Here is a 14,759-nt window from a genome sequence, read left to right on the forward strand (position 1 = left end):
TTCTATTTATTGGTAGCTGTTTGCATTTTGATAGGGAAAAGAACGATGAAGCTTAAAACCAAACACACCCCACAAATAACAAAAATCAAAACATAGCCCAAATCCCCTAAAAAGATCGTGAAAAGATACGAAAAAAGCGCTTGGAAAATGCCAAAAGAAAACACCACCCATGAAGACGCTTTAGCGAAATGCTTCGCGCCTGCAATTTTTAAAGCCATCATGCTGAATAAATTGATATTGGCGGTTGTGGCCGCTCCCATTACAAAAATGCTTAAATTGAGTAAAGAGATTTGGTGGAAAAAAATGGGTAAAAAGCATGCGATAGATTTTAAAATAAGGATAAAGATGTTGGCGTTTTTAGCCCCTAGCTTTTGAGCCATGGGGCCACTGATTAAAGAGCCAAGCGTGGCTCCAAAGCCAAAAAACGCCCATGAAGTTCCAGCGATAGTGGGGGAGATATTTAAATGACGGATCAAATAATCCACCCAAAAAAGCGTGTGTGGTAAAAAACCAATCGCATTGAGCGCGCAAGAAATGAGCAATAACCACAAATGAAAGGTGATTTTAAACGCGCTTTCTTCTTTTTTAACGGATTTTTTCCTTAAAGAACGGGTTTTTAACCCCACTAAGGAAAGGATAAAGGCTATCAAACAACTGCCCCCTAAAAAAATCCATGCCCATTTGATATTATAAGAGCTGATCCAAGGCAGAACAAACCCGCTAAAGACAGATCCAATGCCTACAGCGCTGAAAATAAGCCCCCCCACTAAGGCTTTTTTATGTTCTTTGACATAAGGTAAAGAGAGAGGGGCGACTAAAATCATTAACGCACTGCTAGCCACACCGGCGATAAAACGCCAGATCCAAAGCCAAAAGAAAGGGATACTATCAAAATAACAGACTAAAAAACTCAAAGCGATTAAGCCAAAACTGATTTTAGCGATGCTTTCTAATGACATTAACGGGCTTAAAAATTGGATTAAAAAACTCCCAAAAACATAGCCCATTAGCACCGCAATACCTAATTGGAAGCTTTGGTGTGGGGTTAAACTCCCTGATAAAATGAGTAGGGGGATTAAAACCACATAGCCAAAACGAGCTAAGCCGTTAGACACAAAAACCCCTAAAAAGCAAACAAACACGCGCATTTTGATCCTTAACAAAGTTATAAAAAAACAAGATCTTATATTATATTGAAACTTGTTAATTGATAGTGCATAATGGGAGCGAGATGAGAATAAATTTAAGGATTATCCTTTATCAATACCCGTATCGTTAAAGAGGCCCCACGATTGAGCAAAAGAGAGTTGGTTATTAGCGTTATAGAGCTTGTGTCTAAAGCGCTTCATAAAAATAAGGTTTCTACTAGAATAAGACTTCTTTGCGGTGGTTTTCATTGCTGAAACAGAGATTAATAACTATGGGCTAGGCTTAAAAAGAGCATCACTGAATAGCATAAAAGCGTTTTTTTGTCATTTTGAAAAAATTTTGTCATTTTTTTGTTTTTGATGCTTTTTGTGTGGTGTTAGCCCATAAAAAGGCTTTTAGTATTTTTTAAGGTTAAATAGTAAAGAGCTTGATTTTGCCGTAACCTCTTTAAAAAGCACTCTTTTGGGGCGTTTGCCCCTTATGGGTGAGAAAATTTATTTCTTGTGAGCGAAATTGTGCGGGTTGCCTTTATCCCCAACATAAGTGATTTTGTCGCCTAAAATGTCATAAGCTTGACCAAAGCCTTTCACAAAACGCCCTTCTTTGAAATCCAGTGCGATCAAATGGAAATCTTGCATGGCACGAATGGTTTTAATGCCCCCAGCGCCGCCGGTTTTTTCAATGAAAGAATCAAACGCTTTGTCAAACTCCGCCCCTCTTTCAATGAAACGAGCGTTGGTTTTATAACGCAAGCGTTTCCTCAAAATAGCTGATTTAGCCTTGCTCTCGTCTTCTAAAAACATCACTTCCACATTGTGGGGGTTGTTTTTAAGGCCGGCAAAATGCTCAGCCACTTCGCTCACATAAATGTAGTATTGTTTGCCATCGCTCATTAAAGGTGCATAAGAGCATACCACATGCCCATTAGGGTGTAAGGTCGCTAAACAAACAGAATCAAAGCTTTCTTTAAAAGCCTTAACTTCTTCTTCCACGCCTTTTAAATCATGGGTTTTTTCCACGCTTTGACACAATTCAATGATAGCGTTTTTGTAGTCTTTTGGGTCTTTAACTTCGTGGTTAAATTCAATCCTTAAGGTTTGATTGTGGTTATAACCAATCACAATGCCTTGAGGATCCACGCTTTTAAAGGCGATATTTTCAGCATGATGGACTTGCCCGAATTTTTTCAATAAACCTTTCATGTCTTCAACATGGTGAGCGTTCATGTGTTCTATAATACGATTAAGCAAAATATTCTCCTTAGTTTCAAAAAATAAGGGGAATGTTATAACAAAAAATTAAATATTAGCTTAATCTTTAGCGGAAATTTTGGTTTTTATTTCTATGCCTAAAAGTTTGAAAGCGTTAGTCAAACTCAAACTCACCATTAAACAAATTTTTAAAAGCTCCTTAGCTTTAGGGGTGTCTAAGATTTTTCCAGCGTTATAGAAGCGGTGGAATTCTGAAGCGAGAGTTTTTGCGTATTCGCACATTTTTTGCAAGCCGTATTCTTCAAAAGAAGACTCAACCGCTTTAGGCAAGCTTAAAGCGCTAAAAAGCAGGTATTTTTCTTCAGCGTTTAAATTTTTTAAAGGGGTTTGCAAAACCTCTTCTTTAGAAAAGGGGGATTTTTCTAGCATGGTATGGATGCGCGAATTAGCGTAATGGATATAGTAAATGGGGTTTGAGCTGTCTTGTTTTTTTAAAGTATTGACATCAAATTCTAAATGGGTGTCAAGCCGTTTGCTCAAAAAAATAAACCTCAAAGCGTCCTTACCCACATCATCAATCACATCTTTAATCAAAATAAAATTACCCGCTCTTTTACTCATCTTGTAAGGCTCGTTATCTTTGAGCAAGCGCACCATTTGAGCGAGTAAGACTTCAAGCTTGTTGGAATCATAGCCCAAAAACTCAAGGCTGGCTTTCACTCTAGTGATATAGCCGTGGTGGTCTGCCCCCCAAATGTTGATATATTTGGTGTAATTTTGTTGGAATTTTTCATCATGATAGACAATATCGCCGGCTAAATAAGTGTAATTTTTATCTTCTTTGATAAGCACCCGATCGCTTTCATCTTGGTATAGGGAAGATTTGAGCCAGATTTTAGAGTCCTTTTCATAAAGGGCATTCGCTTTTTTTAATCGTTCAAACACCGCATCTTTATGTTTAAAAACTTCTTTTTCGCTCGCATAGGAATCAAAATGAATGCCTAAAGCGTCTAAATTATCTTTAATTTCTAAAAGCATTAGATCCTTAGCATAGCCACTCAAAACTTCAATAATCGTCTCTTCGTTTTCTTTAAAAAGGCTTGGCTCTAAATCGTTGTTAGCCTTTTTAGCGATTTCAATGATGTATTCGCCTTTGTAAAAGACTTCTGGGTAAGTTACGCTCTCTTTTAAAACATGCTCTCTGTAGGCGAGCCATACCGAAAGCCCTAACAAGCGGATTTGAGAACCCATGTCATTGACATAATATTCGCACAAAACTTCATGCCCTAAAAAGCGAGCGATTTTAGCCAAACTATCGCCAAACACCGCCCCTCTAGCATGCCCTATGTGTAAAGGCCCTGTAGGGTTAGCGCTCACAAATTCTAAAAAGACTTTTTGAGAATGTTCGCTTTTAATTTGAGAGCCAAATTGTTCTTTTAATTCTAAAGCCTTTTGGGTGAAACGCTCTAAAAGATCTAAAGAAAGCGTGAAATTGATATAGCCCTTACAAGCCACTACGCTGTCAAAAAACCCTTGAGTTTTTTCGTGCGTGCTGATTTTAAGGGCTAACTCTTCAGCGATAGCTAAGGGCGATTTTTTAAAAACTTTGGCGAGATTGAAAGCAATGGGCGTAGCGTAATGCCCATGCTCTCTGTCTTTAGGGTATTCAATAATGACTTCAGCTTCTAAAATCTCTTCTAAAACGCCCTTAATGAGAGTGTGCATGTTCAACTTTCTTGTTTGCTTTTAATCTCGCTACTCTCATGCACTTTGGTTTGCGTTGCTTGAGCGTCTAGGGTTTTTGGCTCGTTTTTAGCTTCTTCTTCATCGTCTTTCACGGCTTTTTTGAAATTCTTAATCCCACTGCCTAAACCTTTAGCCAACTCTGGGATCTTTTTAGCCCCAAATAACAACACAATCACTAATAAAACAATGACCCAATGCCATATACTTGTGAATCCGCCCATATTTTACTCCTTAAACTATTGGTTGGTTTTTATTTGAATTATAGCTTTTTTAAAAAATAATTGATAGGTTTTATAAGGATTCGTTTTTCCAAGCCTTACAGATTTTTTCAAAATTAAACGCTTTTAAGCGATAGACTAAAGTTTTTGCGATGCTTAAGATGATTTCTTTGGATTTTTCTAAATCTTCATTGATGATGAGGTAATCAAAGCTCTCCAAGCACTGCATTTCTTTATAAGCGTTGATCAAGCGTTTTTCTATCGTTTCTTTAGAATCCGTCCCCCTTAAAAGCAAGCGCTCTTTTAAAATTTCTTGGTTTTTGGTGCTAATAAACACTGAGCATGCGTTAGGGTAATGCTTTTTAAGAATTTCATGCCCTTGCACATCAATATCAAAAATGACGATTTTGCCCTCTTTTAAGGCTTTTTCTACAGGGATTTTAGAAGTGCCATAGTAGTGGTTATGCACGATCGCCCATTCTAAAAACTGCCCTTTTTCTATGCCTTGTTTGAATTCTTCTTCGCTGACAAAATTATAATGCAAGCCATCAACTTCGCCCTCTCTAGGCTTTCGTGTGGTGGTGGAAAGGGAAAAATGGGTTTTTGGGATTTTTTCTTGCAAATACTTTGTAAGGGTGCTTTTACCCGCTCCGCTAGGGCCTGAAAGGATGAGTAAATTAAAATCATTATGCATTAGGTTTTTTATCCTCTAAAGTGATTTTAATGCTTAAGGTTTTGTTTTCTAAAAGGCTTTTTAAGGACTCTTGATTGAGGCTTTTTAATAAATCCTGCAAATTCAAGCGCAATTCTAGGGGGCTGGAAGTTTTATCGCTTTCTTCTTTTTCTTGCGGGAATTCTGTGGCGTTTTCATTCTTGGAGATTTCTGTAACACTCTCTTTAGGGGTTTCTGTGTCGTTCTCATTATTAGGAGTTTTTGCAACGGCTTCATTCAAAAAGGGCAATTCTTCCCCCATCGCTTTAGCCATCACCGGCTCAGGAATGTCTTCAATATTTTCGTAATGGTCTTCTTGGGTTTTGGGCGTTTCTTTTTCTTGCACTTGGGTTTTTTCGGTAACAACTTCTTGGGTTTCTTGGGTTTCTTTTTCTTGTGATTGGGGGATTTCTACATCTTGCGGTGTTTCTGTATCTTCTTGTTTTTCTTTTTCTTGGGGCGTTTCTGCGATTTCTTGTTTTTCTAACTCGTGTGCTTGGGTTTCTTGGAGAGCTTCTGCACTTTCTTGCGTTTCTTTTTTATCCTCTTGGTCGTTAGAGTTTTCTTGGATTTCTTTGACTAATTCTTGCATGGCCTCTAATTCTTGTGCACTTGGGGAATCTTGCGTTTCTTCTTTCATCTCTTCCTTAACTTCTTCTTGCGTTTCTTCTTTAGGGATTTCTAATTTTTCTTGCATTTCCAACTCTTTAGAAACTTCTTCATCTTTAGGGGTTTCACTCTCTTGCGTTTCATCATCTTTAGGCTTTTCTTCTTCTTGGGGCGTTTCTTTAACCTCTTCTTTTTCTTCTTGGGGCGTTTCTTTAACCTCTTGTTTTTCTTTTTGGGGCGTTTCTTTAATCTCTTCTTTTTCTTCTTGCACATCTAAAGTGGGGAGTAGTTGCTCTTCATTGTTAGGCTCTTCTTTGGCTAGGGCTTCTAAATCGCCTAAATTTTCTAATTCGTCCCAATTGGTTTCTAAAACTTCTTGAGTTGGGTCTAAATTCTGGCTAGGCTCTAGCTCGCTCATGTTAGAACCAAGCTTTTTTTGAAGGATTTTCAACATTTCAGTGGGTAAAAAAGGTTTTTTGATTTTCATCTCAAAGCCCTCTAAAAAGGGCTGCATTTCATTGCCCTTTTTATACATGCACACGCTGTTTTTATTTTGAGAGATGATTTCTTTTAATTCTAGCCAATCCACTTGGTCTAGTTTTTCCAAACATTCATCATCGGCTATCAAAAGCCATTCTGGATCTTTTTTAAGGCGCGCGGATAACTCTTGGTAGTGGTTAAAATTTTCTATGGATAATTCTAATTTCTTAGAAACACTCTCAAGTAGCTTTTCAATCATGGGGTTTTGGTTGAATAGAATCATTTTCATTTTAGGGACTCCTTATTGATTAAGAAACGCTTCTTTAAGCCTATCAATTTTTATCGCTTTTTTTAAATCTTTTATTATAATCAAAAATCCACTTGGTTGGTTGTTTTTATCATGAGTGTAATTTAAAATAAGGATCATTTGATGTTCAACAAATTTAAAAAAATCGTTGGCGTGGGTGTGTTAGTGGGCTGTTTAGGGGTTTTACAAGCTAAAAATAGTCTCTTTGTCTTGCCTTATGAACAAAGAGACGCTTTGAATGCTTTAGTTTCTGGCATTAGTAACGCTAGAGAGAGCGTGAAAATCGCTATTTATAGTTTCACGCACAGAGATATTGCAAGAGCCATTAAAAGCGTAGCGAGTAGGGGGATTAAGGTGCAAATCATTTATGATTATGAAAGCAATCATAATAACAAGCAATCCACTATTGGCTATCTGGACAAATACCCTAACACGAAAGTGTGCTTATTGAAAGGGCTTAAGGCTAAAAACGGGAATTATTACGGCATCATGCACCAAAAAGTAGCGATCATTGATGATAAGATCGTGTTTTTAGGCTCAGCGAATTGGAGCAAAAACGCTTTTGAAAACAATTACGAAGTGCTTTTAAAAACCGATGACACAGAGACAATCCTCAAAGCCAAGAGTTACTATCAAAAGATGTTAGGGAGTTGCGTTGGGTTTTAAAGCCCTTTAGAAGTGGTAATTATACCCCACATAAAAGGCAAAGACCCTACGCATTTGAACCTTGAGCGCATCAGTAGTGTAGTATTTCGTATTAATGGTGGGGAATTTAAAGCCGATTTCAAATTCATGTTCATCTACAAATAAAGCCTTGAGGCCAAAGTTAAAGAGGAATTGAAAAGAGGTGTTATCAACCGCGCTGCTGTTAGTGATGCCTAATAATTCCTGCCCTTTACTGCCAATATACCAACTATTCCCCGCAATCGCAATCCCCCCAAAAACGCCAATATCCACGCTAATATCATCTTGATAGAAACTCCCTTGGAAGAAATTCCACACCGCATCCACGCCCACGCCATAAGTGATCATGTTATTGCCGCCATAATAGCCTTTAGGGTATCTCATGCCATAGCCTTGCCAATCTAAAAAAGCGAAATAGCGCAAGCCCAAGATTTTATCCGGATGGAAAAAGTGGTTATAGCCCATGACTAATCCAATCCCATTAGATCCCATGTTGGTGAGCTTTTTAACGCTATTGACGCTGGTTATGATATTGGTGTAACCAGTTTGATAGTTAGTCACTTCTCTAACTTCATGGATATTAGTCATTAAATTGATAGAACCTGTTTGGTAATTGATTCCCATATACAAATTTTTCGTCCAAGAAGGCGCTGCGCTTTCTTCTTTAGCTACTAAGGCGTGTGTCAGCAAGCTTGCGCCAACTAACATTTTTAACAAGGTTCTCAATTGTATCTCCTGCAAGTTAAGTTTCATTATAAAGATCTTAAAGATCTAAATTTTACAACAACTTACTCAAAATTAAGCATTTATTCTTTATAAGAGAGTATAATTTAGTGCTTAAAATAACTCAAAAGTAAGGCTAGTGGATGAAAAAGGCGCTTTATTTAGGGGCTGTTGCGTTTAGCGTTGCATTCAGCATGGCATCAGCCAATGAGCCAAAAATTGATTTTAACCCTCCCAATTATGTAGAAGAAACCCCCTCTAAAGAATTTATCCCTGAATTGAACAAGTTGGGGAGTTTGTTTGGGCAGGGCGAGCGCCCTTTATTTGCGGACAGGAGGGCGATGAAGCCTAACGATTTAATCACAATCATTGTTTCTGAAAAAGCGAGCGCGAATTATTCTAGCTCTAAAGATTATAAAAGCACTTCAGGGGGTAATTCCACGCCCCCAAGACTCACTTATAACGGGCTAGATGAAAGAAAGAAACAAGAAGCGCAGTATTTAGACGATAAGAATAATTACAATTTCACCAAATCCAGCAATAACACGAATTTTAAAGGCGGTGGCTCGCAAAAAAAGAGCGAAGATTTAGAGATCGTGTTGAGCGCTCGAATCATTAAGGTGCTAGAAAACGGGAATTATTTCATCTATGGGAATAAGGAAGTGCTAGTGGATGGGGAAAAGCAAATCCTTAAGGTGAGCGGGGTGATCCGCCCTTATGATATTGAAAGGAATAACACTATCCAATCCAAGTTTTTAGCCGACGCTAAGATTGAATACACGAATTTAGGGCATTTGAGCGATTCCAATAAAAAGAAATTCGCTGCTGATGCGATGGAAACCCAAATGCCTTATTAAAAAGAGCAAAGCCTAGCATGAGAGCGATCGCTATTGTTTTAGCCAGAAGTTCCAGTAAAAGGATCAAGAATAAAAATATTATTGATTTTTTCAATAAACCCATGCTCGCTTACCCTATTGAAGCGGCGCTAAATTCCAAACTTTTTGAAAAGGTGTTTATCTCTAGCGATAGCATGGAGTATGTGAATTTAGCTAAAAATTATGGGGCGAGTTTTTTGAATTTACGCCCTAAAGTTTTAGCAGACGACAGGGCCACGACTTTAGAAGTGATGGCTTATCACATGAAAGAATTAGAGTTAAAAGATGAAGATATTGCGTGTTGTTTGTATGGCGCTTCAGTATTTTTACAAGAAAAACATTTGAAAAACGCTTTTGAAACTTTAAAAGAAAATACGGATTATGTTTTCACATGCGCTCCCTTTAGCGCTTCGCCCTATCGTTCTTTTAGCCTTGAAAACGGCGTTCAAATGGCTTTTAAAGAGCATTTCAACACGCGCACGCAAGATTTAAAAACGCTCTATCATGACGCAGGGTTGCTTTATATGGGGAAGGCTCAAGCCTTTAAAGAAATGCGGCCTATTTTTAGTCAAAATTCTATCGCTTTAGAATTATCGCCCTTAGAAGTCCAAGATATTGACACTTTAGAAGATTTAGAATTAGCCAAGCTCAAATACAGCCGTTTGAAAAACGCATGCCAGTAAAAATTTTGTGCGATGCGTTTTTAACAAGTGGTTTAGGGCATGTGAGGCGTTGTGAAAAAATCCTTTCTTTTATAGAAAAATTAGGGATTAAAGCGGATCTTTATTTGCACAAGCAAAATAATATAAGCGTTTTTTTAGAGGGCGTTGGCAATGAAGATTTTTTGATTGCAGACAGCTATCGTTTAAATTCAAAAGATTTTTATCTTTTAAAAGAAAAAGCCAAAAGCCTTATGGTCATAGAAGATAAAGAGCATGCTAAGGGGTTTTACCCTAAAAACACCAAGATCCTAAATTTCACGCTGAACGCTTTAAAACACTACCATTATTTATCAAAAGATTATCAGTATTATTTGGGAGTGGGGTTTTACCCTGTTGATATTCGCTTTGTCTATGAGCGCCCTATCAATACAGAAAATAAAGAAGTGCTGATCACTCTAGGGGGGAGCGAGCAAAAAACGCTCAAAGAGATAGTCAAAATTTTAGAAAATAAGAATGTGAATTTGCACATCATTTCACCTTATACTCCTAAAAATCCTCCCAAGAACACGCATTATTACAGCCCTTTAAACCCTTTAGAGTTCAGTTCTTTGATGAAATTTTGCGCTTGCGCCATTAGCGCTGCAGGCCAAACCCTCTATGAATTAGCCCTTTCTCAAACTCCCTCTCTTATCCTTCCCATCGCTTCTAATCAAATCATTCAAAGCCAAGAATTTGAAAATTCAGGCATCTTCAAACAAACGAGTTTAAAAACTCTAGCTAAAGATTTTGAAAATTTACAAATTCAAAAAAACCAAGCTTGGGCAAAAAACCTGGCCTTTGGGAGTGAGCTAGAGGGCGCATTAAGGGAGTTTTTAGAAATTTGAAGAAAAATTATTCTTATGGAAATATCCAAGCGATTGATTTTGTGCATTTAAACGATGGAGAAAAGTTGCTGGTTTTAGAGTTTCGTAACCACCCAAACACTGCCTTATGGATGTATAGCGCTTTTATTTCTTTAAAAACGCATTTGCAATTCATAGAAGATCTCAAAAATTCGCCTAGCCACCGCTATTTTTTGTTTAAAGAAGAGGGCGTTTATTTAGGGGTTGGTTCTATCACTAAAATCAATTTTTTTCATAAGCATGGGTATTTGGGGATTTATAAAAACCCTTTTTTGAAAAATAAGGGGAGGATTATTTTAAAAGCTTTAGAACGCATCGCTTTTGAAGAGTTCCAATTGCATTCTTTGCACTTGGAAGTGATGGAAAACAATTTCAAAGCGATCGCTTTTTATGAAAAAAACCATTATGAGTTAGAGGGGCGTTTGAAAGGCTTTATCTCTAAAGATAAGGAATTTATAGACATTCTTTTGTATTATAAGGATAAGAAAGGATATAACGATCAATCTCCTCTAAAACTTTAGGGCAAATTTCTAGTTTTAAATCCAATACGCTTAAAGGCAAGTTGCAATCTTGTAATTTGACGAGATCTTTTGAAGTAACCAATAAGGAAGTGGCGTTATTTTGATAAAACTCTTTTTTTAAAAGCTTCAAATCAAAAGGGGCATGGTCTCTAAAATACAATTTTTTAACCACTTCTTTGGGTAAAAACGCATCAAGCCTGCTAGGGTTAGCGATAGCCGTTACTAAAAGCATGCGTTTGGTGGGGCGAGAAATAGAGGTGATTCTTTGATAATCCTTATCTTCGGTAATGATTAAATGGGCTTCTTTATAGCTTTCAATACTTTCTCTATACAACCCGCTAGGCAAACAAAAAGGGTAGTAGGGGGGGATTTTAGGCTTTAAAAGCAAATTGAATTGGTTGAAATTAAACCTAAAACCATCGTCTAAGAACACGATTTTTGCCCCTAATTCAAGGGCTTTTAAAACGCCTAGCTCTCTTTTTTCGCTCACAATCACGCTCGCTTGTTTTAAATTTAAGGCTAAAAGATAGGCTTCATCGCCCGCTGTTTTTTGAGAAACTAAAATGTTTCCTTTAACGCTCACCACCACCAAGCCTTTAGAATCTCGTTGATACCCCCTAGAGACAACCGCCACTTCTTGGTATCTTGGAGCGATCTCTAAAATAAAGGGCGTTTTACCGCTCCCCCCAGCGATCAAATTGCCTATGCTGATAAGGGGGATTTTAAAATCATGCTTTTTAGCGGTTTTTCGTTTAATTGTGGCAATACATTGATAAATTAAAGAAAAAGGATAGAGCGCGAAAATCAACCCCTTTTGCAAAAGAGTGGGGTCATAAAAATAGCACTCTAAAAAGGGTTTATCGCTTTTCATTCAGGGTTAAATCGTTTGGCGATAGTGGGTAATTCTAATTTAAAAGCGTTTTTTTGGATACGGCTTATGATGTTTTTTACTAAAATTTCATCATGGCCTAGTTGGGTGAGTGCTTCTGCATCAATGGGCTTGTTTTTGAACAACGCTTCAATATCTTTTAATAAAGGATCGATCACGCTATAAGGATAGCCTAAATCCTTTTCATCGCTTTGGCCTAAAAATAAATCCGCGCTAGGGGGCTTATTTAAAATCTTTTTAGGGATATTCAAATAGCAAGCGAGTTCATAAACTTCGGTTTTAAATAATTCCCCAATCGGGTTAATCGCGCACGCCAAATCCCCAAATAAAGTGCCATAGCCTAGCATTCTTTCGCTTTTATTGCTCGTGCCAATGACTAAAGAATCGCTTTTTAAAGAATAGTCGTATAAAAAAGCCATGCGCAATCTTGCGCAAAAATTCCCCTTCCTAGTAAGGCTTGCGTCTTTAAAATGAGAGCCAAAGATGGCGTCATAGGGAGCGATAGAATATTCTGTATAAGGGATAGAAAACGTTTCACACAAAATTAAAGCGTCTGTTTTACTTTCTGGCATAGAGACTGAAGAGGGCATTAAAAGGGCATGGGCGTTTTCGTTAAAAACTTTTTGGCATAGCACCCCAACGACCGCACTATCTAGCCCCCCGCTCAGCCCGTAAACGACTTTTTTAAAGCCGCGTTTTTGCGCTTCTTTTTCTAAAAAATCGCATAAATAAACGATGAGTTTTTGGTAATCTTTTTGCATGCTTTAAATTATAATAGAAAAAACGCATCGTTTAAGTGAAAAATTAGCTTTTCTTGCTATAATCATCGTTTCACTTCTTTAAAAGTGCTCGTAGCTCAGCTGAATAGAGCAACAGGTTGCGGTCCTGTAGGTCGGGGGTTTGAATCCCTCCGAGCACACCATTTCTTAATATTCTGCATGTTTTTAAACATTATCGCTCCCATTATGGTAAAATAAATACTTGCTTAAACACGCTAGGAGATTTGATTTTGGCATTACCCGTTTATTATGATAAAGACATTGATTTAGGCGTTATCCAATCCTTACAAGTGGGCATTATTGGCTATGGTGCGCAAGGAGAAGCCCAAGCGCTCAATTTGAGGGACTCTAAAGTAAAAGTGCGGATTGGCTTGTATCAAGGGAGTTTGAGCGTTTCAAAAGCAAAGGCAGAGGGTTTTGAAGTGTTAGAAGTCAAAGAACTAGTCCAAAATTCTGATGTGATCATGGCACTTCTGCCGGACGAATTGCATAAGGAAGTGTTAGAAAAAGAAGTGATCCCTTTTTTAAAAGAGGGGCAAATTGTGGGCTTTGCTCATGGTTTTAGCGTGCATTTCAATCAGGTTGTTATTCCAAAAGGCGTGGGCGCGATTTTAGTTGCACCAAAGGGGCCAGGGAGCGCTTTAAGAGAAGAATACCTTAAAAATAAGGGCTTATACCATCTAATCGCCATAGAGCAAGAAAGTTCAAAATACAACGCTAAAGCGGTGGCTTTAAGCTATGCTAAAGCGATGGGCGGAGGGAGAATGGGGGTTTTAGAAACGAGCTTTAAAGAAGAATGCGAGAGCGATTTATTCGGCGAGCAAGCGGTTTTGTGCGGGGGGTTAGAAGCGATTGTGAGAATGGGGTTTGAAACTTTAATTAAGGCAGGATACCCTGAAGAATTAGCCTATTTTGAATGCGTGCATGAAGTGAAATTGGTGGCGGATTTATTGCATTATAAGGGGGTAGAGGGCTTAAGGAAGCACATTTCTAACACCGCTGAATTTGGGGCGATTAAAGCTAGAGAGCCTATGGGAAATCTGTTGGAAAAACGCATGCAAAAAATCTTAAAAAAGATTCAAAACGGCGCATTCGCTAAGGATTTTTTACTAGAAAAGAGCTTGAATTACCCTAGGCTAAACACAGAGAGGAAAGCCCTTAAAGAGACTAAAATAGAACAAATTGGGGAAATTTTACGCGCCCCATTCAATCATAAAAAATAAATCATTAAATTAAAAGGAATCATATGGCAATAGTAGTTACTATCACTTCAGGTAAGGGGGGCGTGGGTAAAAGCACCACCACGGCTAATTTAGCGATTGGCTTGGCTGAGAGCGGTAAAAAAGTCGTAGCGGTTGATTTTGACATAGGCCTTAGGAACTTGGATATGATTTTAGGCTTAGAAAATCGCATTGTTTATGATGTGGTGGATGTGATGGAAAAAAATTGCAACCTTTCGCAGGCTTTAATCACGGATAAAAAGACTAAAAACCTTTCTTTTTTAGCAGCCTCACAAAGTAAGGATAAAAATATTTTAGATAAGGAAAAAGTAGCGATTTTAATCAACGCTTTAAGGGCGGATTTTGACTATATTTTGATTGACTCACCGGCTGGGATTGAAAGCGGTTTTGAGCATGCGATTTTGCATGCGGACATGGCGTTAGTGGTGGTAACGCCCGAAGTGAGTTCCTTAAGAGATAGCGACAGAGTGATTGGCATTATTGACGCGAAGTCTAATCGGGCCAAAAGGGGCGAAGAAGTGCATAAGCATTTGATAATCAATCGCTTAAAACCTGAATTAGTGGCAAATGGCGAGATGATTCCCATAGAAGAAGTGCTTAAGATTTTATGCTTACCTTTAATTGGGATCATTCCTGAAGATCACCATATTATTTCAGCGACCAATAAGGGCGAGCCGGTGATTCGCACGGATTGCGAGAGCGCGAAGGCTTACCAACGCATCACCAGACGGATTTTAGGCGAAGAAGTGGAATACGTGGAATTTAAGGCTAAAAGAGGCTTTTTTAGCACGTTAAAAGGGATATTTTCATGAGTTTGTTTGATTTTTTTAAAAACAAAGGGAGCGCGGCTACTGCAACCGATAGATTAAAATTGATTCTAGCCAAAGAGCGCACCTTAAATTTACCCTACATGGAAGAGATGCGTAAAGAAATCATTGCCGTTATTCAAAAATACACTAAATCTTCAGACATCCATTTCAAAACCCTTGACAGCAACCAGAGCGTGGAAACGATTGAAGTGGAAATTATATTGCCTAAATAGTTAACTAAC

The 14,759-nt window shown here is 38.1% G+C and carries 17 protein-coding genes and 1 tRNA gene; 9 read left to right on the forward strand and 9 right to left on the reverse strand.

Annotated features, from left to right (window positions below):
* Positions 1-2 precede the first annotated feature (2 nt).
* From HPB14_RS01555 to HPB14_RS01580, 6 genes are all read right to left on the reverse strand, one after another.
* Positions 3-1,148, reverse strand: a complete 1,146-nt coding sequence (locus HPB14_RS01555; RefSeq protein ID WP_001263639.1) for a YbfB/YjiJ family MFS transporter — start codon at positions 1,146-1,148, stop codon at positions 3-5.
* A 495-nt stretch (positions 1,149-1,643) separates the two neighbouring features.
* Positions 1,644-2,399 carry a HugZ family heme oxygenase gene (locus HPB14_RS01560; RefSeq protein WP_000934540.1) on the reverse strand — a complete coding sequence of 252 codons (756 nt, stop codon included), beginning with the start codon at positions 2,397-2,399 and terminating at the stop codon, positions 1,644-1,646.
* A 60-nt stretch (positions 2,400-2,459) separates the two neighbouring features.
* Positions 2,460-4,085, reverse strand: a complete 1,626-nt coding sequence (gene argS, locus HPB14_RS01565; RefSeq protein ID WP_014658425.1) for an arginine--tRNA ligase — start codon at positions 4,083-4,085, stop codon at positions 2,460-2,462.
* 2 nt (positions 4,086-4,087) lie between these two features.
* Positions 4,088-4,327 (reverse strand): twin-arginine translocase TatA/TatE family subunit, encoded by a 240-nt coding sequence (gene tatA / locus HPB14_RS01570; RefSeq protein WP_000508588.1) that lies wholly within the window; start codon positions 4,325-4,327, stop codon positions 4,088-4,090.
* A gap of 70 nt (positions 4,328-4,397) precedes the next feature.
* The gene (gene gmk, locus HPB14_RS01575; protein ID WP_000551231.1) at positions 4,398-5,018 is read right to left on the reverse strand and encodes a guanylate kinase; all 621 of its coding nucleotides are present in this window, start codon (positions 5,016-5,018) and stop codon (positions 4,398-4,400) included.
* Positions 5,011-6,414, reverse strand: coding sequence for a putative sodium/potassium/calcium exchanger (locus HPB14_RS01580; RefSeq protein ID WP_000782052.1), 1,404 nt, complete (start codon positions 6,412-6,414; stop codon positions 5,011-5,013). The genes gmk and HPB14_RS01580 overlap by 8 nt, the downstream gene beginning before the upstream one ends.
* A gap of 141 nt (positions 6,415-6,555) precedes the next feature.
* Between HPB14_RS01580 and HPB14_RS01585 the strand changes: the two genes are divergently transcribed.
* Complete coding sequence (locus HPB14_RS01585) at positions 6,556-7,098, forward strand: phospholipase D-like domain-containing protein (RefSeq protein WP_000482105.1); 543 nt, start codon at positions 6,556-6,558, stop codon at positions 7,096-7,098.
* A gap of 6 nt (positions 7,099-7,104) precedes the next feature.
* Here HPB14_RS01585 and HPB14_RS01590 read toward each other — a convergent pair whose 3' ends face one another.
* The gene (locus HPB14_RS01590; RefSeq protein WP_014658426.1) at positions 7,105-7,842 is read right to left on the reverse strand and encodes an outer membrane protein; all 738 of its coding nucleotides are present in this window, start codon (positions 7,840-7,842) and stop codon (positions 7,105-7,107) included.
* 140 nt (positions 7,843-7,982) lie between these two features.
* Between HPB14_RS01590 and flgH the strand changes: the two genes are divergently transcribed.
* The 4 genes from flgH to pseH are packed head-to-tail and all read left to right on the forward strand — an operon-like array spanning position 7,983 to position 10,799.
* The gene (flgH, locus tag HPB14_RS01595; protein WP_000709997.1) at positions 7,983-8,696 is read left to right on the forward strand and encodes a flagellar basal body L-ring protein FlgH; all 714 of its coding nucleotides are present in this window, start codon (positions 7,983-7,985) and stop codon (positions 8,694-8,696) included.
* 17 nt (positions 8,697-8,713) lie between these two features.
* Entirely contained in the window at positions 8,714-9,397 is a 684-nt protein-coding gene (gene pseF, locus HPB14_RS08530) for a pseudaminic acid cytidylyltransferase (RefSeq protein ID WP_001201366.1), read from the forward strand.
* Positions 9,388-10,260 (forward strand): hypothetical protein, encoded by an 873-nt coding sequence (locus tag HPB14_RS08535; RefSeq protein WP_001144365.1) that lies wholly within the window; start codon positions 9,388-9,390, stop codon positions 10,258-10,260. The genes pseF and HPB14_RS08535 overlap by 10 nt, the downstream gene beginning before the upstream one ends.
* Positions 10,257-10,799, forward strand: a complete 543-nt coding sequence (pseH, locus tag HPB14_RS01610) for a UDP-4-amino-4,6-dideoxy-N-acetyl-beta-L-altrosamine N-acetyltransferase (protein WP_000742664.1) — start codon at positions 10,257-10,259, stop codon at positions 10,797-10,799. Before HPB14_RS08535 ends, pseH begins: the two co-directional genes overlap by 4 nt.
* Here the strand turns inward: pseH and HPB14_RS01615 are convergent.
* Together HPB14_RS01615 and HPB14_RS01620 are read right to left on the reverse strand one after the other, a co-directional pair.
* Positions 10,732-11,670, reverse strand: a complete 939-nt coding sequence (locus HPB14_RS01615) for a tetraacyldisaccharide 4'-kinase (protein ID WP_000833853.1) — start codon at positions 11,668-11,670, stop codon at positions 10,732-10,734. The genes pseH and HPB14_RS01615 overlap by 68 nt on opposite strands.
* Positions 11,667-12,449, reverse strand: coding sequence for an NAD+ synthase (locus HPB14_RS01620; protein ID WP_001168290.1), 783 nt, complete (start codon positions 12,447-12,449; stop codon positions 11,667-11,669). The genes HPB14_RS01615 and HPB14_RS01620 overlap by 4 nt, the downstream gene beginning before the upstream one ends.
* Before the next feature lie 84 nt (positions 12,450-12,533).
* On the opposite strand from HPB14_RS01620, the gene HPB14_RS01625 reads away from it, so the two are divergent.
* The 4 genes from HPB14_RS01625 (at position 12,534) to minE (ending at position 14,750) form a co-directional block, all read left to right on the forward strand.
* A tRNA-Arg gene (locus HPB14_RS01625) sits at positions 12,534-12,610 on the forward strand.
* 87 nt (positions 12,611-12,697) lie between these two features.
* A complete protein-coding gene (ilvC, locus tag HPB14_RS01630) occupies positions 12,698-13,690 on the forward strand; it encodes a ketol-acid reductoisomerase (RefSeq protein WP_001207746.1) in 993 nt (330 codons plus the stop codon).
* A gap of 23 nt (positions 13,691-13,713) precedes the next feature.
* Positions 13,714-14,520 carry a septum site-determining protein MinD gene (gene minD, locus HPB14_RS01635; RefSeq protein ID WP_001019049.1) on the forward strand — a complete coding sequence of 269 codons (807 nt, stop codon included), beginning with the start codon at positions 13,714-13,716 and terminating at the stop codon, positions 14,518-14,520.
* Positions 14,517-14,750, forward strand: coding sequence for a cell division topological specificity factor MinE (gene minE / locus HPB14_RS01640; RefSeq protein ID WP_000051414.1), 234 nt, complete (start codon positions 14,517-14,519; stop codon positions 14,748-14,750). The genes minD and minE overlap by 4 nt, the downstream gene beginning before the upstream one ends.
* Positions 14,751-14,759 lie beyond the last annotated feature (9 nt).

Source organism: Helicobacter pylori HUP-B14 (assembly GCF_000259235.1).
GTDB lineage: Bacteria > Campylobacterota > Campylobacteria > Campylobacterales > Helicobacteraceae > Helicobacter > Helicobacter pylori_CU.